This is a genomic window from Corynebacterium sp. HMSC034A01 (assembly GCF_001838175.1).
In the GTDB taxonomy this organism is placed as follows: domain Bacteria; phylum Actinomycetota; class Actinomycetes; order Mycobacteriales; family Mycobacteriaceae; genus Corynebacterium.
Map to the genome: position 1 here is coordinate 1 of NZ_KV835962.1, position 20,170 is coordinate 20,170.

At 66.4% G+C, this 20,170-nt stretch carries 20 protein-coding genes and 1 tRNA gene; 13 read left to right on the plus strand and 8 right to left on the minus strand.

Features of this window, described 5'->3' with window-relative positions; translation table 11 throughout:
* Nucleotides 1–275, minus strand: a 275-nt coding sequence (locus tag HMPREF2791_RS05770; RefSeq protein ID WP_141764928.1) for a DUF3800 domain-containing protein, incomplete at its 3' end; no start/stop codon positions are given.
* 362 nt (nt 276–637) lie between these two features.
* Here HMPREF2791_RS05770 and HMPREF2791_RS11585 point away from each other — a divergent pair.
* Nucleotides 638–826: a PspC domain-containing protein gene (locus tag HMPREF2791_RS11585; RefSeq protein ID WP_070475724.1), complete on the plus strand. Its 189-nt coding sequence runs from the start codon at nt 638–640 to the stop codon at nt 824–826.
* Between the two features lie 101 nt (nt 827–927).
* Here HMPREF2791_RS11585 and HMPREF2791_RS05775 read toward each other — a convergent pair.
* Nucleotides 928–1,001 (minus strand) — tRNA-Arg (locus HMPREF2791_RS05775).
* A gap of 55 nt (nt 1,002–1,056) precedes the next feature.
* Here HMPREF2791_RS05775 and HMPREF2791_RS05780 point away from each other — a divergent pair.
* The 5 genes from HMPREF2791_RS05780 (at nt 1,057) to HMPREF2791_RS05800 (ending at nt 6,671) form a co-directional block, all read left to right on the plus strand.
* Entirely contained in the window at nt 1,057–3,039 is a 1,983-nt protein-coding gene (locus HMPREF2791_RS05780; RefSeq protein ID WP_070844708.1) for a bifunctional copper resistance protein CopD/cytochrome c oxidase assembly protein, read from the plus strand.
* Between the two features lie 168 nt (nt 3,040–3,207).
* Nucleotides 3,208–3,843 (plus strand): single-stranded DNA-binding protein, encoded by a 636-nt coding sequence (locus HMPREF2791_RS05785; protein WP_070844709.1) that lies wholly within the window; start codon nt 3,208–3,210, stop codon nt 3,841–3,843.
* 116 nt (nt 3,844–3,959) lie between these two features.
* The gene (ettA, locus tag HMPREF2791_RS05790; RefSeq protein WP_070844710.1) at nt 3,960–5,630 is read left to right on the plus strand and encodes an energy-dependent translational throttle protein EttA; all 1,671 of its coding nucleotides are present in this window, start codon (nt 3,960–3,962) and stop codon (nt 5,628–5,630) included.
* Between the two features lie 9 nt (nt 5,631–5,639).
* Complete coding sequence (locus HMPREF2791_RS05795) at nt 5,640–6,044, plus strand: acyl-CoA thioesterase (protein ID WP_070844711.1); 405 nt, start codon at nt 5,640–5,642, stop codon at nt 6,042–6,044.
* Nucleotides 6,045–6,671 carry a DUF8185 domain-containing protein gene (locus HMPREF2791_RS05800; RefSeq protein WP_070844712.1) on the plus strand — a complete coding sequence of 209 codons (627 nt, stop codon included), beginning with the start codon at nt 6,045–6,047 and terminating at the stop codon, nt 6,669–6,671.
* Here the strand turns inward: HMPREF2791_RS05800 and HMPREF2791_RS05805 are convergent.
* The gene (locus HMPREF2791_RS05805) at nt 6,668–7,081 is read right to left on the minus strand and encodes a globin (protein ID WP_070844713.1); all 414 of its coding nucleotides are present in this window, start codon (nt 7,079–7,081) and stop codon (nt 6,668–6,670) included. The two genes, HMPREF2791_RS05800 and HMPREF2791_RS05805, sit on opposite strands and share 4 nt — an antisense overlap.
* Complete coding sequence (locus HMPREF2791_RS05810; protein ID WP_070844714.1) at nt 7,065–8,021, minus strand: mechanosensitive ion channel family protein; 957 nt, start codon at nt 8,019–8,021, stop codon at nt 7,065–7,067. The genes HMPREF2791_RS05805 and HMPREF2791_RS05810 overlap by 17 nt, the downstream gene beginning before the upstream one ends.
* 64 nt (nt 8,022–8,085) lie before the next feature.
* Between HMPREF2791_RS05810 and HMPREF2791_RS05815 the strand changes: the two genes are divergently transcribed.
* The gene (locus HMPREF2791_RS05815) at nt 8,086–9,228 is read left to right on the plus strand and encodes a cystathionine gamma-synthase (RefSeq protein WP_070475692.1); all 1,143 of its coding nucleotides are present in this window, start codon (nt 8,086–8,088) and stop codon (nt 9,226–9,228) included.
* Here the strand turns inward: HMPREF2791_RS05815 and pepN are convergent.
* Nucleotides 9,225–11,612 carry an aminopeptidase N gene (gene pepN, locus HMPREF2791_RS05820; protein ID WP_070475695.1) on the minus strand — a complete coding sequence of 796 codons (2,388 nt, stop codon included), beginning with the start codon at nt 11,610–11,612 and terminating at the stop codon, nt 9,225–9,227. The genes HMPREF2791_RS05815 and pepN overlap by 4 nt on opposite strands.
* Before the next feature lie 33 nt (nt 11,613–11,645).
* On the opposite strand from pepN, the gene HMPREF2791_RS05825 reads away from it, so the two are divergent.
* Both HMPREF2791_RS05825 and HMPREF2791_RS05830 read left to right on the plus strand, forming a co-directional pair.
* Nucleotides 11,646–12,263: a DsbA family protein gene (locus HMPREF2791_RS05825; protein WP_070475698.1), complete on the plus strand. Its 618-nt coding sequence runs from the start codon at nt 11,646–11,648 to the stop codon at nt 12,261–12,263.
* Nucleotides 12,264–12,268: 5 nt separating this feature from the next.
* Nucleotides 12,269–12,736 (plus strand): ribose-5-phosphate isomerase, encoded by a 468-nt coding sequence (locus tag HMPREF2791_RS05830; protein WP_070475701.1) that lies wholly within the window; start codon nt 12,269–12,271, stop codon nt 12,734–12,736.
* Between the two features lie 6 nt (nt 12,737–12,742).
* On the opposite strand, the gene HMPREF2791_RS11840 is transcribed toward HMPREF2791_RS05830, so the two are convergent.
* The 3 genes from HMPREF2791_RS11840 to HMPREF2791_RS05845 are packed head-to-tail and all read right to left on the minus strand — an operon-like array spanning nt 12,743 to nt 15,512.
* Nucleotides 12,743–13,849, minus strand: a complete 1,107-nt coding sequence (locus HMPREF2791_RS11840; RefSeq protein WP_070844715.1) for a glycosyltransferase family 2 protein — start codon at nt 13,847–13,849, stop codon at nt 12,743–12,745.
* Nucleotides 13,825–14,688 carry a glycosyltransferase family protein gene (locus HMPREF2791_RS11845; protein ID WP_070844716.1) on the minus strand — a complete coding sequence of 288 codons (864 nt, stop codon included), beginning with the start codon at nt 14,686–14,688 and terminating at the stop codon, nt 13,825–13,827. The genes HMPREF2791_RS11840 and HMPREF2791_RS11845 overlap by 25 nt, the downstream gene beginning before the upstream one ends.
* Nucleotides 14,685–15,512, minus strand: a complete 828-nt coding sequence (locus tag HMPREF2791_RS05845; RefSeq protein ID WP_070844717.1) for a WcbI family polysaccharide biosynthesis putative acetyltransferase — start codon at nt 15,510–15,512, stop codon at nt 14,685–14,687. The genes HMPREF2791_RS11845 and HMPREF2791_RS05845 overlap by 4 nt, the downstream gene beginning before the upstream one ends.
* 36 nt (nt 15,513–15,548) lie before the next feature.
* On the opposite strand from HMPREF2791_RS05845, the gene HMPREF2791_RS05850 reads away from it, so the two are divergent.
* Genes HMPREF2791_RS05850 through HMPREF2791_RS05865 form a run of 4 tightly spaced genes read left to right on the plus strand, consistent with a single transcriptional unit; the run spans nt 15,549 to nt 20,116 of the window.
* Nucleotides 15,549–16,469: a glycosyltransferase family 4 protein gene (locus HMPREF2791_RS05850; RefSeq protein WP_246825470.1), complete on the plus strand. Its 921-nt coding sequence runs from the start codon at nt 15,549–15,551 to the stop codon at nt 16,467–16,469.
* Nucleotides 16,466–17,581, plus strand: coding sequence for a glycosyltransferase (locus HMPREF2791_RS05855; RefSeq protein WP_246825471.1), 1,116 nt, complete (start codon nt 16,466–16,468; stop codon nt 17,579–17,581). The genes HMPREF2791_RS05850 and HMPREF2791_RS05855 overlap by 4 nt, the downstream gene beginning before the upstream one ends.
* Nucleotides 17,578–19,353, plus strand: a complete 1,776-nt coding sequence (locus tag HMPREF2791_RS05860) for a glycosyltransferase (RefSeq protein WP_070844719.1) — start codon at nt 17,578–17,580, stop codon at nt 19,351–19,353. The genes HMPREF2791_RS05855 and HMPREF2791_RS05860 overlap by 4 nt, the downstream gene beginning before the upstream one ends.
* Nucleotides 19,322–20,116, plus strand: a complete 795-nt coding sequence (locus HMPREF2791_RS05865; protein ID WP_070844720.1) for an N-formylglutamate amidohydrolase — start codon at nt 19,322–19,324, stop codon at nt 20,114–20,116. The genes HMPREF2791_RS05860 and HMPREF2791_RS05865 overlap by 32 nt, the downstream gene beginning before the upstream one ends.
* Nucleotides 20,117–20,170 lie beyond the last annotated feature (54 nt).

Genomic DNA, 20,170 nt, shown 5'->3' on the forward strand with positions numbered 1-20,170 from the left:
ACACCGTTACTAAACACGTGGTCTAAACAGAGAAGAGCTGCGCCTTTCTTTTCCCATTCCTCGACACGCTTACCTTTAGCTATGACCTTCGCGTCGATTTCGGCTTTGAGGCCGGACTCCTTGATGTGCCGGAACGTTCCTGACAGCTGACGTACGTTGTGGGCAGGGATGATAAACCCGCCTATCCCGAATACGGGGTGGGTCTTATAGCTTGGGTCGTGTCGCGAGATATAGGCGCCATTGTGGCCGAACTCGTCGAAATAGCCGATGTACATTTTTCCCCTTAAATGCACGAAAGCTCGCGCTTTCGCACGAGCCTCGGAAGTGGAGCACCGTAGTGCGTCCGAGGTAAAAGATAGCGTGCGAGATGGTTGTTGTGCAACTGTGTTGAACTTTTGTGGCTGCAGCATAGGCACCAGCTCCGACATTAGAACCCGTGTTTTCGAACACTCGGCGCCGTGAGCGGGACCCCACACCGAATTCCTGCCCTGACCATGCAAAAGAAAGCGCCCCGGCAGGATTGGAACCCGGCATGTAGGTGGTTCTAACGGTTGAACTTGCCACGACCGGGGAGTCGCCAGATTAACGTGGCAAGCAGCAATAGCGACCTCTCGACATTTGAGTAAGGATGTTCATAATGTCCCAGCGAGAAAAATGGCACAAAGTCGAGGAGGGCAAGCTCATAGCAGGGGTCTGTGCTGGAGTAGCTGAAACATACGGAACCTCCGCCAACACGGTCAGGACCATTTACGTGATTGCCAGTCTCTGCGGGCTACCCATGGTTTTTGTCTACTTGTTGCAGTGGGCTATCTATCCACGATATTGAGCGCCCCGTCGGTCGCACTCTATGCGAATCTGCGCGGTTCGTCGGTCATGCTGCCCAGTGGTAGCCGGCTCAGTAAAGTGCCTGCTCAAAGCCGAAATTTGCGCCCCCAGCAGGATTCGAACCCGCGACCAGCCGGGTAGAAACCGGATGCTCTAATCCACTGAGCTATGGGGGCAACACCGGCTGATTGTAGTTATGGCTCTGCGCAGCGCGAAAGTAGGGTATGCGGCATGACTGCACCCGCCCGCACTCGCACCGTCGCCCCCGCTTGGCCGCTGTATCTGGCCGCATTCGCCATCGCGGCCGTTGTCGCCGGCGCGGTGGGGGAGACGTTCTCGGGCGGCTCGCTCGCGGAGCTGGGCATCCCGGATCCGGGAGCGGCCACCACGGTGGGCCTGCCGGCACTGAGGGGCGTCGCGTGGCTGCTCATGGCGCTGGCCACGGGCTCGTTTTTGCTTGCGGCTTTCTTCATCCCGCCGAAGCAGACCCAACAAGATCTCAACGGCGCGCGCCTGACGGTCGACGGCCACCTCGCCTCGCGCACCGGCGCCCACGCCAGCGCGGGCATCGCGCTGATCGGGCTGGTCATGATCCCGCTGGTGCTTTCGGACGTCTCCGGCCAGCCGCTCAAAACCGTCCTGTTCGAGGCAGCCGCGTGGTCGCAGGCGCTGGACCAGGTCGCGGATGCGCGCGTGTGGCTCATCGTCGCCGCATTCGCCGCCGTCGTCGCGGCGTTCGGCTACACCGCGTCCAGCTGGTGGTCTCAGGTCTGGCTGTTTCTGGGCGCGATCGTGGTGGTCATGCCGATCGCGCTGACGGGCCACTCGGCCACCGGCGGCGCGCACGACTTCGGCACCAACTCCCTGATCTGGCACCTCGTGTCCATGCTGCTCTGGGTGGGCGGGCTGATGGCGGTCGTCGCACATGCTTTACGACGAGGCCCCGGCCTCCCCGCCGCCACCCAGCGCTACTCCCGCATCGCGCTGTTTTCCATCCTGGCCATGGCCGTCTCGGGTGTGGTCAACGCGCTGGTGCGGGTGCGCCTGGAGGACCTGACGCAGTACAACTACGGCTGGGTGCTCATCATCAAAACCGTCGGCATCGTCGTCCTCGGCATGATCGGCTACGTGCACCGCGAGCGCACCATCCCACAGCTTGAAACCCAGCCCAGGGCGTTCACCCGCCTTGCCGCGGGCGAGGTGCTCATCATGGCGGCGATATCCGGTCTGGCCGTCACGCTCGGCCGCACCCCGCCCCCGCCGCCGCTGGACCCGAACCTGACCCGCATGCAGATCCAGATGGGCTACAACCTCACCGAGTCGCTGACCTGGACGAACTGGCTGACTACCTGGCGCCCGGAGCTGCTGTTCAGCGTCATTGCGATCCTGCTTGCGGCGTACTACCTCCACCTTGTCCGCCGGGTGGACGGCTGGCCGGTTGCGCGCACGCTGTGGTGGCTGGCCGGCTGCGCGATGGTCGTCGTCACGCTGAGCTCCGGCATGGGCATGCACATGCCCGCCTCCTACTCCGCGCACATGACGGTGCATATGATCCTGTCCATGGGCGTGCCGGTGTTCCTGGTGCTCGGCGCGCCGCTGACACTCGTGCGCGAGGCATACCCGGCCGGCGAATTCAACCCGCGGCTGTGGGCGGAAAGCTTCCAGCGCTCGAAGTTTCTGCGCGCGGTGACGTTCTCGCCGGTGTCCACCATCCAGTTTTTGGTGTTCTTCTACGCCATGTACGTGATCCAGCCGTTCTACGAGCTCATGATCTCCGAGCACGCCGGCCACGTGATCATGAACGCGGCGTTTCTCATCTCCGGCTACCTCTACTTCTGGGAGCTCATCGGCCCCGACGAAATCGAGGGCCGCCCCACCGCGAAGGTGCGCCTGTTGTGGCTGTGGGTGTCCATGCCGTTCCACCTGTTCATGGGCGTGTACCTCATGCAGCTCGGCTCCGTGATGGGCGAGGAGTTCTACCGCTCGCTGGAACTGCCGTGGAACCCGGACCTTTTGGCCGTGCAGAAGGACGGCGGCGGCATCGCGTGGGCGTCCGGTTCCTTCCCGCTGGTGATCGTCTTCGGCGAGCTGTTCATCCGTTGGTGGCGCGAGGATAAGGCGGAAACGGCCGCCTCGGACCGCCGCGCGGAGGAAACCGACGACGAGGAATGGCGCCGCTACAACGAGATGCTTTCCCAAATTCATGGCCGCTAGCTGCGGATTGTGAATTTCTCAGGTGAAGTTATCCACAATTTGGCCGACCCCTTTTTCTGCCTTACGTTTCGTGCGACTCTGCTCGCGCAGGGGGCAATTGCTTATCGACGGCACACCCGCCCCCGCAACCGCACACCATCCGCACGCAAGCAGAAAGGGGCCTTGAAAATGGCCAACATCGACTACACGCTGCTCGGCAACCTCATCGCCGAGCCGTACTTCAAAACCTTCGACTCGGGCAACGCCGTGCTGCGCTTCCGCGTGGCCACCTCGGACGTGAAGAAAGAAAAGAACGACAACGGCGACGACGTCTGGCGCGACTACAACCAGTTCTACGTCGACGTCGAGTGCTGGGGACAGCTCGCGGTCAACGCCGGCGCGTCGCTGCGCAAGGGCTTCCCGGTGATTGTGATCGGCAAGCTGGTCCACGAGTACTGGGAGGGCAAGGACGACAAGGGCGAGCCGGCGCTGCGCTCCAAGACCACGCTCAAGGCGCGCCACGTCGCGTTCGATCTCGCGCGCTACCAGGTCAACTCGGTGCGCACGTCTGCCTCCGGCAACGCGATCGACGGCCACGAGATGCCCAAGGCGATGGACGCCAAGGCACTGAACAAGAAGCTCAACGGCGAAGATGCCGAAAACGCCGAGCCCAAGGGCGGCTGGGGCAGCTTCTCGGACACGCCGGAGGTGGAGGAGCGCCGCGTCAGCGCCGAGGACGTCGACGGGGTCACCCGCAACGACGCCGACACCGACACAGACACAGCAGGGGAGGAGCTCGCCGCCACCGGCGGCGCCCCGTTCTAGTTTTTCGCAGTCCTCGCCCCGCCGCTTCAGGTGCGCCTTGGAAGCGGTGGGGCGCACGCGTGCGTCATGTACCCTAAGTGCGGTATTTACCTCCGCACTAACAAAGGGGATTCGTAGTGGCTGAGTTCATCTACACGATGAAAAACGTCCGCCGAGCCATCGGCGAGAAGGTCATCCTGGACAACGTCACCATGGCGTTTTACCCGGGCGCCAAGATCGGCGTCGTGGGCCCGAACGGCGCCGGTAAGTCGTCGCTGCTCAAGATCATGGCAGGCATCGACCAGCCGAACAACGGCGAGGCGTTCCTCCAGCCGGGCGCGTCCGTGGGCATCCTGCTGCAGGAGCCGCCGCTGAACGAGGAAAAGACCGTACGCGGCAACGTCGAGGAGGGCCTCGGCGAACTGTTTGAGAAGAAGCAGCGCTTCGAGGAGATCGCCGAGGAGATGGCGACGAACTACTCCGACGAGCTCATGGAAGAGATGGGCAAGCTGCAGGAAGAGCTCGATGCGGCCGACGCGTGGGAGATCGACTCCAAGATCGAGCAGGCCATGGAGGCACTGCGCTGCCCGCCTTCCGACGCACCGGTGACCAACCTGTCCGGTGGCGAGCGCCGTCGAGTAGCACTTGCGAAACTGCTGCTGAGCGAGCCGGACCTGCTGCTCCTCGACGAGCCCACCAACCACCTCGACGCCGAGAGCGTGCTGTGGCTGGAGAAGCACCTGCAGACCTACCCGGGTGCCGTGCTGGCGATTACCCACGACCGCTACTTCCTGGACAACGTCGCCGAGTGGATCTGCGAGGTCGACCGCGGCAAGCTCTACCCCTACGAGGGCAACTACTCCACCTACCTGGAGAAGAAGGCCGAGCGCCTCGAAGTCGCCGGCAAGAAGGACCAGAAGCTGCAGAAGCGCCTGAAGAAGGAGCTGGACTGGGTCCGCTCCTCGCCGAAGGCCCGCCAGGCCAAGAACAAGGCCCGTCTGGAGCGCTACGAGGAGATGGCGGCAGAGGCCGAGCAGTACCGCAAGCTCGACTTCGAGGAAATCCAGATCCCGACCCCGCCGCGCCTGGGCAACAAGGTCGTCGAGGTGGAGGACCTGAACAAGGGCTTCGACGGCCGTGTGCTGATCAAGGACCTGTCGTTCACCCTGCCGCGCAACGGCATCGTCGGCGTCATCGGCCCCAACGGTGTAGGTAAGTCCACGCTGTTCAAGACCATCGTTGGCCTGGAGGAGGCCGATTCCGGCTCCGTGGAGGTCGGCGACACCGTCAAGATCTCGTACGTGGACCAGAACCGCGAGAACATCGACCCGGAGCAGACCGTCTGGGAGGTCGTCTCCGACGGCCTGGACTACATCCACGTCGGCCAGAACGAGATGCCGTCGCGCGCCTACCTGTCCGCCTTCGGCTTCAAGGGCCCGGACCAGCAGAAGCCGTCCAAGGTCCTCTCCGGCGGCGAGCGCAACCGCCTGAACCTGGCGCTGACGCTGAAGCAGGGCGGCAACCTGATCCTGCTGGATGAGCCGACCAACGACCTGGACGTCGAAACGCTCGGCTCGCTGGAAAACGCGCTGCAGGCCTTCCCGGGCTGCGCTGTGGTGATCTCGCACGACCGCTGGTTCCTGGACCGCACCTGCACCCACATCCTCGCCTGGGAGGGCAACGTGGAAGAAGGCAAGTGGTTCTGGTTCGAGGGCAACTTCGGCGACTACGAGGCCAACAAGGTCGAGCGCCTCGGCGAAGAGGCCGCCAAGCCGTCGCGCGTCACCCACCGCAAGCTCACCCGCTAGGAGCACACCATGGCTGAGATCCACGTCCACACCATCCCGGTGCGCTGGAGCGACTTCGACCGCTACGGGCACGTGACCAACTCCGCCTACATCGAGCTCGCCCAGGAGGCGCGCCTGGCGTTCGCGCAGGAGTTCTTCTACTCCCAGGGCCACGAGTTCGTGGTGTTCGTCCGCCGCCTCGAGGTGGATTACGTCCGCCCGATCCTGCCGAATACCACGGAGGTGACGGTGGAGACGCAGGTGTCGAATGTGGGCAACACGTCGTTCACCACCCGCCAGGAAATCAAGGATGCGCAGGGCAAGGTCTGCTGCGTGGTCGAGTGCGTGCAGGTCACGGTGGATACCACCACGACCTCGCCGCGCGAGATCACGCAGAAGGAGATCGGCATCCTGTCAAAGACGGCCGGGGCCTAAGTGGTCGAGGTTCGCATCGAGCGCGGCGCGCGCGGGCTCACCGCGCTGCTTTCGCGTGCGCTCGCGCTGGACGCCCAGGCTTCCGCGCGCATCCAAAAGGTGGGGGAGGGCCAGCTCGACGTGTTTGTGACCACGCCGTTTGATGCTATTGCTTCTCGACGCACCTCCGGCACCACCACGCACCCCGGCGCCACCGTCAGCGCTCGCGATTTGCTCGACGCGCTGAAGTCCGGGGAGGCCGAGGTCGGCCCCGCCCGCGACGCCGCCTGGCCCGGGGCCCTGCCGCCGGCCAGCGGCTTCATCGCCCGCGAGGAAGTCCCCATCGGCGTCGCCCGCCGCCTGGCCGACGAGGGCCGCAACCTGGCCCGCCAATTCTCCGGCCCGGCCGGCCCGCCCCGCTCACTTCTCGACGGCACCGTGCTCACCGCCGATGCCGACAGCGACAACCCGGTGGAGATTCCCATGCGGATGATCTTCGCCTGCACCGCCCTCGGGCTCATCCCCGGCTTCGAAGCCCCCGCCGAAATCCCGCGCCACCTGCGCGTTGCAACCTCAGGCAGCTGGGTGCGCCTAGACGCGCCGTTCGGCTCCGTCTACCGCAGCACCCGGCCGAACCTGCTGTTCTAATACGCCCGCGGGCCCTGGTTGATCATCATGTAGGCTACGCGCTGCATGTGGTTCCACATTTGGGCGCGGTAGGCGGGCGGCAGCTCGTCGTCAGTAAATTGCTCCATGGAATTGCCCATGAGCTCCAACCAGCGGTCCGCCTCCGCCTCACCGATGGCGAAGGGGAGGTGGCGCTTGCGCAGCATCGGGTTGCCGCGCTTTTCCTGGAAGGTGCGTGGGCCGCCCCAGTACTGCACCAAAAACCAGCGCAGGCGGTTCTGCGCGCCGTCCCAGTCCTGGTCCGGGTACATCGGGCCGATGAGGTCGTCCTTTTTGACCTGCGTGTAAAAGCCTTCGACGAGGCGGTGGAAGAACGCGTCGCCACCGACGGCGTCGTAAAGCGTCTGCTCCTGCTTAGGGCCGATCTCCATTGCTCTCCTTCATCTCTACAAGCACAGAATCCATCGCCGTGAGCACCACGTCCTGCTCGTGCAGCGCCGCGAGGATGCGGTGGTTCAGGTGGCGGGCCACGCCCCACTGCTCGCCCGGCATCGTGGTCACGCTCAAACGGAACGACACGTAGGTCGGGTTGAACTCGCTGGGGCCCAACATCGTCGGCGTGCCCATGACCAGATTGCGGATCTCCGGGTCCTGGCACGCGGCGACGGCGGTGTCCTCGATGACGCGCGAGACCTTGTCCGGATTTGCCATGACCGACACCGGGATCTGCAGACGCGCCGTGGAAAAGCGTGCCGAGTGGTTGCCCACCTGCTCGATATCGCCGTTGCGGATGTGCCACAGCGCACCGTCGATGTCGCGCAGGGTGGTGATGCGCAGCGACATCTCCTCCACCTCGCCGACCACATCTCCGACCTGGATAGTGTCGCCCACGCCAAACTGGTTCTCGATGAGGATGAACATGCCGGAGAAGAAGTCCTTCACCAGCGACTGCGCGCCAAAACCGATGGCCACGCCGACCACACCGGCGGACGCGATCAACGGCGCCACGTTCACTCCCAGCTGATCCAGCACGGCGAGAATCGCCCACGTCCAAATCACAATCGCGGCGACAGAACGGCCCACGTTGCCCAGCGTCTTCATGCGCTGCCGGCGGCGGGCCTCCTGGGCGCGGTACTGCGGGGTGTCTTCGGCGGTGGGGGCGATCAGGGGAGTGCGCTCAATGCCGTGGCGGGTGGCGCGGTTGATCACCTTGCGCGCCACCCAGCTCAGCACCAGCGCCACCACGATGATCAGCAGGATCTTCACGGGACGCTCCACCACGAGTTCGTGGGTGGCCGGGTCGTTCCACCAGTTGCTCACGCCCGTGACGGCTTCGTCGACTTTTTCCACTGTTTCTGATTGCGCTTTCATCGGGCACGAGTCTAGTGCATAAAAATGCCCGCGGAATGAACCGCTTGGTCTACTGTTTGCAGACATGACTGGATTTGCTACCGACGCCATTCACGCCGGCTACGAACCCGACAGCCTGTACGGGCCGATCAACACGCCGATCTACGCCTCCACCACGTTCGCCCAGGACGGGCTGGCGGAGCTGCGCGGCGGCTATGAGTACACCCGCGTGGGCAACCCCACCGTCACCGCACTGGAAAAGGCGGTCGCGGCGCTGGAGGGCGCCGAGTACGCCGTGGCCTACTCCTCGGGCATGGCGGCTATCGACGTCATCCTGCGCATCCTGCTCAAACCCGGCGACCACATCGTCGTGTCCAACGACGCCTACGGCGGCACCTACCGCCTGATCCAGCAAGTGTTCACACAGTGGGGCGTGGAGAACACCGTGGTGGACATGACCAACCCGGAAGAGGTCGCCGCGGCGGTGCAGGACAACACCAAGGCCATCTGGGTGGAAACGCCGACGAACCCGATGCTGGACATCGTGGACATCGAAGCCATCGCCGCCGTGAAAAAGCAGGCCACGCTGGTGGTGGACAACACCTTCGCCTCGCCGTACCTGCAAAAACCGTTCGACCTCGGCGCGGACGTGGTGGTGCACTCCACCACGAAGTACATCGGCGGCCACTCGGACGTCGTCGGCGGCATCGTCTGCGGCGACGACGCGCGCGTGCCCGGCTTCCACGAGCAGCTGCGCTTCTTCTTCGGCTGGGTCGGCGCGAACCCGTCCCCGTTCGACACCTACCTCACCGGCCGCGGCCTCAAGACGCTTTCCGTGCGCATGGACAAGCACTGCGACAATGCGGAAGCCGTCGCAAAGTTCTTGGATGCCCAGCCCCAGGTCGCGCGCGTGTGCTACCCGGGCCTGGAAACCCACCCGGGCCACGAGGTGGCCGCGAAGCAGATGACCCGCTTCGGCGGCATGGTCTCCGTGCTGTTTCAGACCACCGAGCAGGCCAAGACGTTTTGCAAGTCCACCAAGCTGTTCTGCCTGGCGGAGTCCCTAGGCGGCGTGGAGAGCTTGCTCGAGCACCCCGCCACCATGACGCACGTTTCCGTCGCCGGCTCCGCGCTCGAGGTGCCGGGCGAGCTCGTGCGCATCTCGGTGGGCATCGAGGAGGAGGCCGACCTCATCGCCGACCTCGAACAAGCCCTCAAGCAGCTTTAGTTTGCTGCGGCGTCGGCCGCGCGGTTGCGCACTGCGCGTGCTGCGCGGTCTTGGCCTTCGGCGATGACGCGCTTCAAACCGTTCGGGACGTCCGCGTTAAGCAGAGCGTTTGCCTTCTCAACCGCCGCCTGTGTGACATCCCAACGCGGGTACATGCCCTCCAGGGTGCGCTGCGCCATCTCGTTGGTCAAACGATCCCACAAAGCCGGCGCGGCGCGGAAGTACTCGTCGGTCAACCCCTCAAGGTCTGCATCGGTAAAGGTGAGTCCGTCCATGAGGTAGCGGGCCTCAAGGTTGGTCAGGTCGTCGTTCATGAGCTTGTCCCAAGCCCAACGCTTATCGACGACCGCCCTCGCCCGCAGACGCGAAATCGCGCCCTCCGACGTCTCGTCCTGCTCCTCATCCGCGGCCTCCAGCGGCAGGGCGCCGGCGGCGATGAGGTTCGTGATCGCCAACCAACGAACCTCCTGATTCTCAGAAGACTTCAGCAAATCCTTGAAGTACTCAACCGTCTCCTCAGTCGGCTCCAGACGGGCAAGCGCACGGTCGAACACCGCCTTCGGCTCCTGGCCACGGAACGCCTCGTTCAACAGATCGAAACCGGTGCGGCGCCACGCCGGGTCAACGTAGCGCTTCACAGCCTCAGTAGCCTGAGCGGCGATCCGCTCCTGCATGTCCGGGCCAACCTCACGCGCCACCAACTCCACATACTTGCGAGCCGGCAGACGACCATCGCGCACAGACTCCCATAAGGAAGACCACACCAAAGTCTTCGCCAGCGAATCCTCAATCTGGCCCAGGTGCTCCACGGCGAACTGCTGCTGCTCCGCATCGAGACCCATCAGGCAGTACGTGAGGTCTTCGTCGTTCACCAGGGCGAGATCGTGTTTCACGCCTGAAAATTCAGGGATCTCAGTGCGCTCGCCGGTGATGTCGAGTTCGACTTGGTGGGTGCGCTGCACGGTGCCGTCGATAAGCGAATAAAGCCCCACGCGAACACGGTGATCGCGCAACACCGGCGACTCCTGCACCACAGTGAACGTGTCCGAAATCTCCGGGTAAAGACGCGACACACCGGTAGTACGCAGCCACTGCTCAGCCCAGTTAGACAAATCGCGGCCCGAAGCTTCCTCGAGCGCGCCGAGAAGATCGTCAAACGTAGCGTTGGAGTAGGCGTGGTTGTCGAAGTGCTTACGCACGCCCGCGAAGAACTCCTCGTAACCCACGTACGCCTGCAGCTGCTTCAGCACGCTGGCACCCTTCGCGTAGGTGATGCCGTCGAAGTTCTGCTCCGCGGTCTCAATGTCCGGCGCGTCCGCCGCGATCGGGTGCGTCGACGGCAGCTGGTCCTGCGAATACGCCCACGCCTTCTCCACCGTGGCAAACGTCGTCCACGCCTCCGGATACTCACCGATACCCACCTGCGCCGTCGCTGCCGACCAAGTGGCGAACGACTCGTTGAGCCACAGATCGTCCCACCACTGCATCGTGACCAAATCGCCGAACCACATGTGCGCCATCTCGTGCAGGATGGTGTCGTTGCGGCGCTCCAGGCGGTACGGGGTCGGCTCGGAGGTGAAGATGTACTCGTCGCGGTACGTCACGCACCCGACGTGTTCCATCGCGCCCATGTTGTACTCCGGGCAGAACACCTGGTCGTACTTGTCGCCGAACGGGTACTTGCGGCCGAAGTTGGCGTGGTAGAAGTCGAAGCCCTCCTTGGTCTGGCGGAACAGGCGCTCCGAATCCATGTGGGGGATCAGGGACGCGCGGGCGTACAGGCCGAGCTCGATGGTGCGGCCGTCGCCGGCGTCGTAGGTGTCGGAGATGCGCTCAAACTCGCCGGCGCAGATCGCGATGAGGTAGGTCGACAGCGGGTAGTCGATCGTGGTGGTCCAGGTGGAGGTGCCGTCGCCGTTGTCGGCGCGTTCGACCGCCTCGTTGAGGATCACGGTGTAGCGCTCCGGGGCCGTCACGCTGACCTTGTAGGTGGCCTTCAGATCCGGCTGGTCGAAGCCGGCGAAGACCTTCATCGCCATCGCGGGCTCGAACTGGGTGTACAGGTAGTCCTTGCCATCCACCGGGTCGGTGAACTTGTGCAGGCCTTCGCCGGTGCGGTTGTAGGCGTCGTGGGAGGTGACGGTCAGGGTGTGGGGGCCGTCGCTGAGAGACAGCTCCCGGCCCGTCTCCTCGCCGTCGAGGGTGGCCTCGAACCCGGCCGCGACCAGGTCGAAGTGGGTCGTGCCCGCCTTCGAATCGAAATGCACGGTGCTCACAGTGGTGAACTCTTCCGCCCCGGTGATGTCCACAGCGATGTCGTAGCGGACGTTGGAAATCAGTTCGGCGCGCGCCTGCGCGTCCTTGCGAGTCAGATTGGTCTTCATCTGCCCCAACCTACACGCGCTATCGTGGGCGCCATGACGGAACAAGTGAAATTCTGGTTTGACGTATCCTGCCCGTTCGCATGGCAGACCTCCCGCTGGATCAAAGAGGTGGAGAAGGTCCGCGACATCGAGGTCGAGTGGGTGCCCATGTCGCTCGCAGTGCTTAACGACGGCCGCGACATCCCCGACGACTACGCCGCAGCCATGGAGGCCAACTGGGGCCCGGCGCGCGTGTTCGCGAAGGTTAAGGAAGAGCAGCCAGAGAAGGTCGACGAGCTGTACACCACAATGGGCACGATGATCCATGCCGGCGGCGAAGGCGGCAAGAAGGGGTCCGGCGCCTACGACGAGATCATCGCCAAAGCGCTGGCGGAGGTCGGTCTGCCGGACCACTTCGCCGAGGTGGCCAACACGTCCGACTGCGACGACCTGCTGCGCGGCTTCCACGCCTCCGCCATGGACGCCGTCGGCGACGACGTGGGCACCCCGGTGGTCAAGCTCGGCGACAACGCGTTCTTCGGCCCCGTGATCACCCGCGTGCCGGAAGGCGAAGAGGCCGGCAAGCTGTTCGACCACGCCGTCGGCCTGGCGGAGTTCCCGTACTTCTTCGAACTCAAGCGCACCCGCACGGAGATGCCCCAGGTACGCTAAGCGCCATGCGTATTTACCTTGGAGCAGACCACGCCGGATTCGAGCGCAAGAACCAGATCAAGGCCCACCTTGAGGCCCAGGGCCACGAGGTGACCGACTGCGGCGCCCACGAGTACGACGCCGCCGACGACTACCCGGCGTTCTGCATCGCCGCGGCTGAGGCCGTGGTGGCCGACCCGGGTTCGCTTGGCATCGTGCTCGGCGGCTCCGGCAACGGCGAGCAGATCGCCGCGAACAAGGTCAAGGGTGCCCGCTGCGCCCTGGCGTGGTCGGAAGAGACCGCGAAGCTCGCCCGCGAGCACAACAACGCGCAGCTCATCGGCATCGGCGGCCGTATGCACACCGAAGAGGAGGCGCTCGCGATTGTCGACGCCTTTGTGTCCCAGCCGTGGAGCGAAGAGGAACGCCACCAGCGCCGCATCGACATCCTCGCCGAATACGAGCGCACCGGCGTCGCGCCGGAGCTGCCGTAAGCCGCGTCACCAGCCCGCGAAGTAGCGCTCCAGCTGCAGCGGGCCCGCCACTGGCGTCAGCCCGAAGTCCTCGGGGTGCGCCGTGACCGGCTCCAGCTCGAGTGCTGCGGCGCGTTTGGTGCGCACCACGGTGCCGTCGGGGGAGAGCACGTACTCCACAGCCAAAAGCGCGCTCAAGTCCTGCGGCGCCCAGCCCGCGCCGAGGGCGACGCTCACCCGCGCCTCGACCTCCGCGGTGCCTACCCGCGGGTCGTTGGCGAACAGCGCCGGCACCTCCGCGACGCGCACGTACGCGCCGACCTTCAGCCACTCCGCGATGACGAAGTCGCGCACCCCCTCGCCGTCCAGCTCCGGGACCTCCACCTGCAGGTCGAAGGTATCGAAGATGACCCCGTCCGGGCGCGCCAGCGGGTGCGTGACGCGCCGGGCCAGCGCCAGCGACTCGGCGTTTTTGACGGCGGTGGCGGCCGCCGGGTCGTCGTAACGCTGCCCGAAGTCCTCCTCCGCGTGGTGCGCGACGGCCGTCGGCTCGTGCACGAACGTGGCGCCTGCGTTCCAGGCACGGAAGCCGAATTCCCAGTCTTCGCCGCCGTAGCCGACGAGCGTGCCGTCGAAGCCGCCGACCGCGTCGAAGAACTCGCGCGAGCACGTCAGCACCGCCGAGATGATGTAGCGCCAGGAGCTGTGGTCGGCGTTGCGGAGGTTGGCGGTGGCGGACCAGGCGTCGATAAGCCATTGCGGCTCTTTATCCTCGGCGCCGGTGCGGCGCGCGCCGACGACCACCGCCCGCGCATCCCCCACGATGTGGGGCACGACCGCCGAGAGGTAGCCGGGCTCGGGCACGGTGTCGGCGTCGAGAAACGCGAGCACCTCGCCGCGCGCAGCGTCCGCGCCGAGGTTGCGCGCCGCGGCCGCCCGGAAGCCCTTGTCCTCCTGGCGCACCACGCGCGCCCCCTCGATTTTGGGCGGTTCGGCGGAGCCGTCGTCGGCCACGATGATCTCCACCTCGCCCGCGTAGTCCTGCGCCCGCACCGCCGCGACGACCCGCTCGAGCGCTTCCGCGTCGTTGTAATGCGGGATGACAACGCTCACATCAGGCCAGCTAAACGCCATGTTTCCTCCCACAGTTGCGCGACTTCGGCCCATCCGTAGCGCGGCGGGTCGATTTGCTTGGGCTCATGCCTATCGACGGCCTCCCGCCAGCCCCCGTCAGCCACCAACGTCACGCGCCCGGGCAGCCACGCGTCGATCTCGCGGGCGTAGGCGGAGTCGCGCACCAGCACGGTCCGGCCCGCGCCTAGCCACGCCATCAGCGAGCCGGAGGCGGAGAAGTGGCGGTGCGGGCACACCGGCACGGCGATGCGGCCCATTTCACGCGCGAGTTGGGCGTCGGTGAGCCAGCCCGTGATCTCGGCGTCGAGTGTGTCGGCCCAGTCCTCGTGGCCCTTTGAGACCGCACCGAGGAAGCGCAGGCGGTGGTCGGGCAGGGCGTCGATGAGGTCCTCGTGGCCCTTGCCGGGGTAGAGAAACCCCAGCACGCCGACGCTGCCCGGCTCGGGGTCGAAGGGCGAATCGATGACCGGGATGGGCAGGCGGATCACCGTTGTCGCGGCGTCGAAAAACGAGGCCTCGTGGTTGGAGTTGACCACCGCGACGTCCGCCGCCTCCACGAGCCCGCGGTAAACGCGTGCGCGACGTGCGTAGCGCTCGGCGCCCTCCTCCGGCTGGGGGATGTCGTGCAGGCTCACCGACAGCGGGCCGTCGATGCGCGCCAGCAGGCGCTCGGCGGTGTCGCCGAAGAGGTGGTCGGTGAACGTGACGTGGACGGGACCGGAAAGCGGGGCATCGCCGAACGTCTCCTCGCGGATGACCTCGGCACCCGTGGCGCGCGCGAGCCCGAGGGCGTACTCGGTTACCCCGTGGCCCGCGGGGCCGACGATGAGATGTTTCATTGCACCAACCCTAGATTCGCCAGGCGCTCCGCGTGGCGCTGCAACCCGTGGGCGACCAGCGCCGGGCGCTGACGGTAGAACTCCAGCTGGGCGGCGCGGATCTCGTCGGCGTCGATTGTCCCGCCGCCGCGCTCGCGCCACGTGTCGCGTCCCGTAACTGAAACGCCGAGCGCGTCGGCGGCCGCGGCGTCGATAGGCGCATCTAGCCCGCCGAGCATTTCGTAGTCGGGGGCCACGGGGGCGTCGGAAAGCCCCAGCTCCTCCAACACGCGCGACGCCATGAACGCCAGCGTCGCGTTGTCCGGGTGGTTGACGGTGTGCCACACCGGGTTCGTCTCCAGGTAGTCCGACACCACCACCGCGCCGTGGGCCTGCTCGCGCAGCCGCATCTGCTCGACGGACATCGCGGCGGCGCGCCGCAACGCCTCCGGCGACGGCGCAGCGGCCGGGGCGTGCCCTGCGGCGGCCGCCAAGGTGCGCAGGTCGTGGTACGGCACCCCCGGCGGGTTCAACGACGGGTCAAAAGGGTCGCGGATGATGGCCTGGTACGGCATGAGCCCGTCGAAACGTAGCACCGGCACGACCACACGCCGCGCCGCAGTGCGAAGCTGCCGGGTGCCCACGGGCAGGCCGCGGTAGTTGTCGCGGATCGGCTGGGTCACCAGCACGTCGGCGCGGGCGACAAGGTCCAAAAACCACCCCATGTCTGCTGCTTCAAGCTCGTGGACAGGGGCGATGCGCTCGCCGGTGAAGTGTCCGGTGGACATTAAAAGCTTGCGGGTGGACTCCGCCTGGCAGTTGCCAACAACGACGAGCAACGACATGCCAACACAGTATGCGAAAACGTTTATATTAGTGGGGTGCGCGTTCTGTCTATCCCCTCCGGTCACCCGTACACGCAGGCTATCCGCCCTGCTGGCGTGGAGTTTTTGCCGGACCCGGACATCGACGGCAACTGGTGGCCGCACCCCGCCTTCGAGGCCGAGTTTTGGCGCGACCCGCCCGCCGTGGACCTCGTGCACATCCATTTCGGCTTCGAGCACCGCACGCCCGCGCAGATCGCTGAGCTTTGCCGCGCGCTGCCGGTGCCGCTGGTGCTCACCGTCCACGACCTGGACAACCCGCATCTTGAGGAGCAGACCGAACACCACAAGCGGTTGCAATTGCTTATCGACGAAGCATCCGCCCTGATCACCCTCACCGACCAAGCCGCCGAGATTCTTACCCGCGACTTCGGCGCGGGGGACGTGCGCGTGGTGCCGCACCCGCGGATCGTCGAGGAGCCGGTGGCGGCGGCCCCGGGCGGGCGCGCGGCGGTGTTTCTGAAGTCGGTGCGCTCCAACGTGGTCGCGGACACGCAGTTCTACCGCGATATCGCGGCACAGGTGCCGTTGGATGTGTATGTGCATGGGCGAGCGGAGCTGGCGTCGATAGGCACTGTGGTGCACGAACCCATGAGCGACAACGAGCTGCACGCTGCCGTGGGCCGCGCCGGGGTGTGTATCTTGCCGTACACACGCGGCACGCACTCCGGGTGGCTGGAAATGTGCCGCGACCTGGGTGTTCCTGTGGCGGTGCCGGACTGCGGCTGCTACGCCGGGCAAGCCGACACGCCGGAGGCGGTGGAGGTGTACCGCACCGGCGACGGCCGCGCGGCCGGCGAGGCTGCGGCGCGGCTGCTCGCCCGCGGGCCGGTGCCGTACGCCGGCGACAGGACGCGCCAGCTTAGCGAGGTGCGCCGCGCACACGAGGAGATCTACCGGAAAGTGGTGGGCGAGTGACCGTTGCCGCGACACCCGCCTCGCGCGACCTGCGCACCGGCAAACTCCGCATCGCCCTGGTCGGCCCCGCGCGCTACCCCGTGCGCGAGCCGTACGCCGGCGGGCTGGAGGCGTTCTGCCACACCATGGTCGCCGCGCTGCGCGAGCTCGGCCACGACGTGGACTTCTTCGCTGCCGAAGGCTCCGACGGCAACGACAAAACACTCGAACTGCCCGGGGTGGACTGGGGCGCACGCGCCGAGGAAGCCACCGACACCACCTACCCGGAAGGCGGGCGCGAGCGCGAAAACGCCGCGTTTGTCAGGCTGCGCCGCCTGCTGGTCGCGCGCGGCTACGACGTGGTGCACAACAACAGCCTCAACCCCTACATCTTCCCCTCGGCCGCCTCGCCGGAGCCGCTGCCGATGCTGACCACGCTGCACACCCCGATGGTCGAGGAGATCCAGGCCGCCATCACTGCCGCCGGCTTGCGCGCCGGGCGGTTCGCCGCCGTCAGCCGCACCACCGCGCGCGACTGGCGCCTGCCCAGTGAACCGGTGATCATCCCCAACGGTGTCAACGTCGACCTCTGGCGGCCGGGCAGCGGCGGCGGCACCGCGGTGTGGTTCGGCCGCCTCGTGCCGGAAAAGGGCGCCCACTTGGCCATCGACGCCTGCCGGGCCGCCGGCGTGCCCCTCGTGCTGGCGGGGCGCAACGGCGACCACCACTACTTCCGCGACGAGATCGGGCCGCGGCTGGGCGACGGCGCCCAGTGGATCGGCGAGCTCTCCCACGCGGAACTGCGCAAACTTGTCGCCGGGTGCGGCGTCGCGGTGGTCAGCCCGCGGTGGGAGGAACCATTCGGGCTCGTCGCGTTCGAGGCGATGGCCTGCGGCACCCCCGTTGCGGCGTTTCGCCGCGGCGGCATGGGCGAGCTGCTTCGCGACGCCCCGGCGGCCCTCGCCCCTGCCGACGACGTCGCAGCGCTTGCCGCCGCGATTGCTAAGGCGCGTGGGTTTGAGAGGGACGTGGTGCGCCGTTGGGTCGTCGAGAGGCATTCGCTTACCCAAACCGCGAAGCACTACACCGACATCTTCCGCCAGGTGGCGGCGTTTGGAAAGGTAGGACAATGATCGGCATTTACGCCCACCACCACGGCTCTGGGCACATGCACCGCTGCCGCGCCATCCAGCGCGAACTGCGCGCGATGGGCCGCGAGGCGCAGATCCTCTCAACCGCCGGCGGGGACGTTTCGCTTCTCGACGACGCCAGCGACGGCCCACGCGAACTGCGCTCCGGGCGTGCGATGACCGCCGGCGGCACGCTGCACTACGCGCCGTACCGGGCGCCGCAGATCGCATCAAGGTTCGCGCAGATCGCCGACTGGGTGGCGGAAAACCAGCCGGAGGCGTTCTACGTGGATGTGTCCAACGAGGTCGCCGCGTTCGTGCGGATCATGGGTGTGCCGGTGGTGGTGCACGCGATGCCGGGCTACCGCGGCGACGCCCCACACCAGCTGGCGTACGCGCAGGCGGATGCGATCGTGGCGGCGTGGCCGGACTGGGTCGAAGTGCCCGATCACCTGCGCGCCCACGCTGACCGGCTGCACGCCGTCGGAGGGATCTCGCGGCTTACCCCGTGCGAGGACGTCGAGCGAGACCCGAATCACGTGGTGGTGATGGCAGGCCTGGGCGGCTCGACGTGGTCGCCGGCCGATTGGGAGGCGGTGCAGCGCGCCTGCCCCGAGTACCGTTTCACCTTTTTGGGCGGCGACAACCACGTCGACGACCCGACGGAGCTGCTGCAGTCCGCGGGCATCGCGGTGACCGCCGGTGGGCAGAACTCCGTGGCGGACCTCGCCGCCACCGACACTCCGGCGGTGATCCTGCCGCAGCCGCGCCCGTTCACCGAACAAAAGGCGGGCGCGAAAGCGCTCGAGGGACTCGCGACGGTACGAAACGCCTTCCCCGCCCCCGACGAATGGCCCGAACTGCTGCGCCGCCGCGACACCGACTGGGCCCGCTGGCAGACAGATGGCGCGGCGCGCCGGGCCGCCGAAGTCATCGCCGGCGTGGCAGACGACCCCGGCCAGCCCGCCACCTGCGTGATCACGCTTGCCGACGCGAACCGGCGCGACCACCTGACCCACCAGGTCAACCTCATGCCGATGGGCGTCGACCACGTCACCGTCGCACTCGGCGACGCGGACGCGCTGTCCAAAGCGGTGCCGAAAAGCCACGTGGTGGCCGGCCCGCGCAACCTCGCCGCCGCCCGCAACCTGGGCGCGAAGGTGGCTGCCCAGCGCGGCGCCGAGGTGCTCGTGTTCCTGGATGCGGACTGCCTCGCCTCCGACGCGCTTGTGCCGCGCTACGTTTCGGCTTTGCGTGAGCGCCCCGAGGCCGTCGCCGCCGGGCCTGTGACCTACATGAATGAGGGCGAGCTGCGCATCACCGACCCCGACCCGCACCCCGCCCGCCCCAACCCGGCCGACGGCGAGCTCATCGACGCCGACAACTACGACCTGTTCTGGTCCCTCTCGTTCGCCCTCACCACGACCACCTGGGCGCGCATCGAGCGCGACTTCGGCGGCTTCGACCCCACCTTCGAAGGCTACGGCGGGGAAGACACCGACTTCGCCCGCGAACTTCAGCGCCACCACATCCCGCTCGTCTGGGTCGGCGGGGCGCATGCCTACCACCAGTGGCACCCGGTCTCATCGCCGCCGTGGGAGCACCTCGAGGACATCGTCGCCAACGCCAACCGGTTCCACGACAAATGGGGAACCTTCCCCATGGAAGGTTGGTTGGATGCGTTTGAGGCCGAAGGTGCCGTCGAGAAGCACGATGCCCCGAAGCGCTATATCCTGCGGAACCATGAACTTCACCATCCACGAAGGAAGCACTGACTGCCCGGTGATCCTGCACGTGCCGCACGCCTCGCGCGAGATTCCCGCCAAGGTCGCAGCCGATTTCATCGCTACCGACGAACAGATCGCGCGCGAGCTCGACCGCGTCACCGACGACCACACCGATACCCTCGCCGCGGCCGCCGCCGAGCAGTCCGGCTGCGCGCCGTGGATGATCGTGAACAACCTCTCCCGCCTCGTCGCCGACCCGGGGCGGTTTTCCAATGAGCGCGAATCCATGGACTCCACCGGGCGCGGTGCCATCTTCCTCAAACTTGGCGACGGCAACCCGCTGCGGCCGCTGGACATGGACGTTGCCGACCTGAAGGCCGAGTACTACTTCCCGTACGCCGACGCGGTGTCCAAGCTGGTCTCCGGACGCATTCAAGACTGCGGGTGCGCCGTGATCGTGGACGTGCACTCCTACAACAACCAACCCGACGAGTACCGCATCCACCCCGGCAAACTCCTGCCGGACATCTGCATCGGCACCCACTCCGTGCACACGCCAGCTGTGCTTGCCGACGAAGCCGCCCGCACCTTCACCGCCGCCGGGTTCAACGTCGAGCGCAATACACCGTTCGTCGGGGCGTACGTGCCGGTGGACTACGACAAAAACACCTCCGTGCTGGCCGTGATGTTCGAGGTGCGCAAAGACTTGTTGGAAAACGACGAGTCACGCGTGCGCGTCGAGGCTGCGCTGGCCGAGGTGATCCGCAAGGCCGTGGAGATCTCCCGCACCGACATGGGCCGCCCGCTGTAGCGCCGTTTTTGGGCATGCCGATGTGCCCGCCCTTTTTGGGCGGGTTTTCGGTGT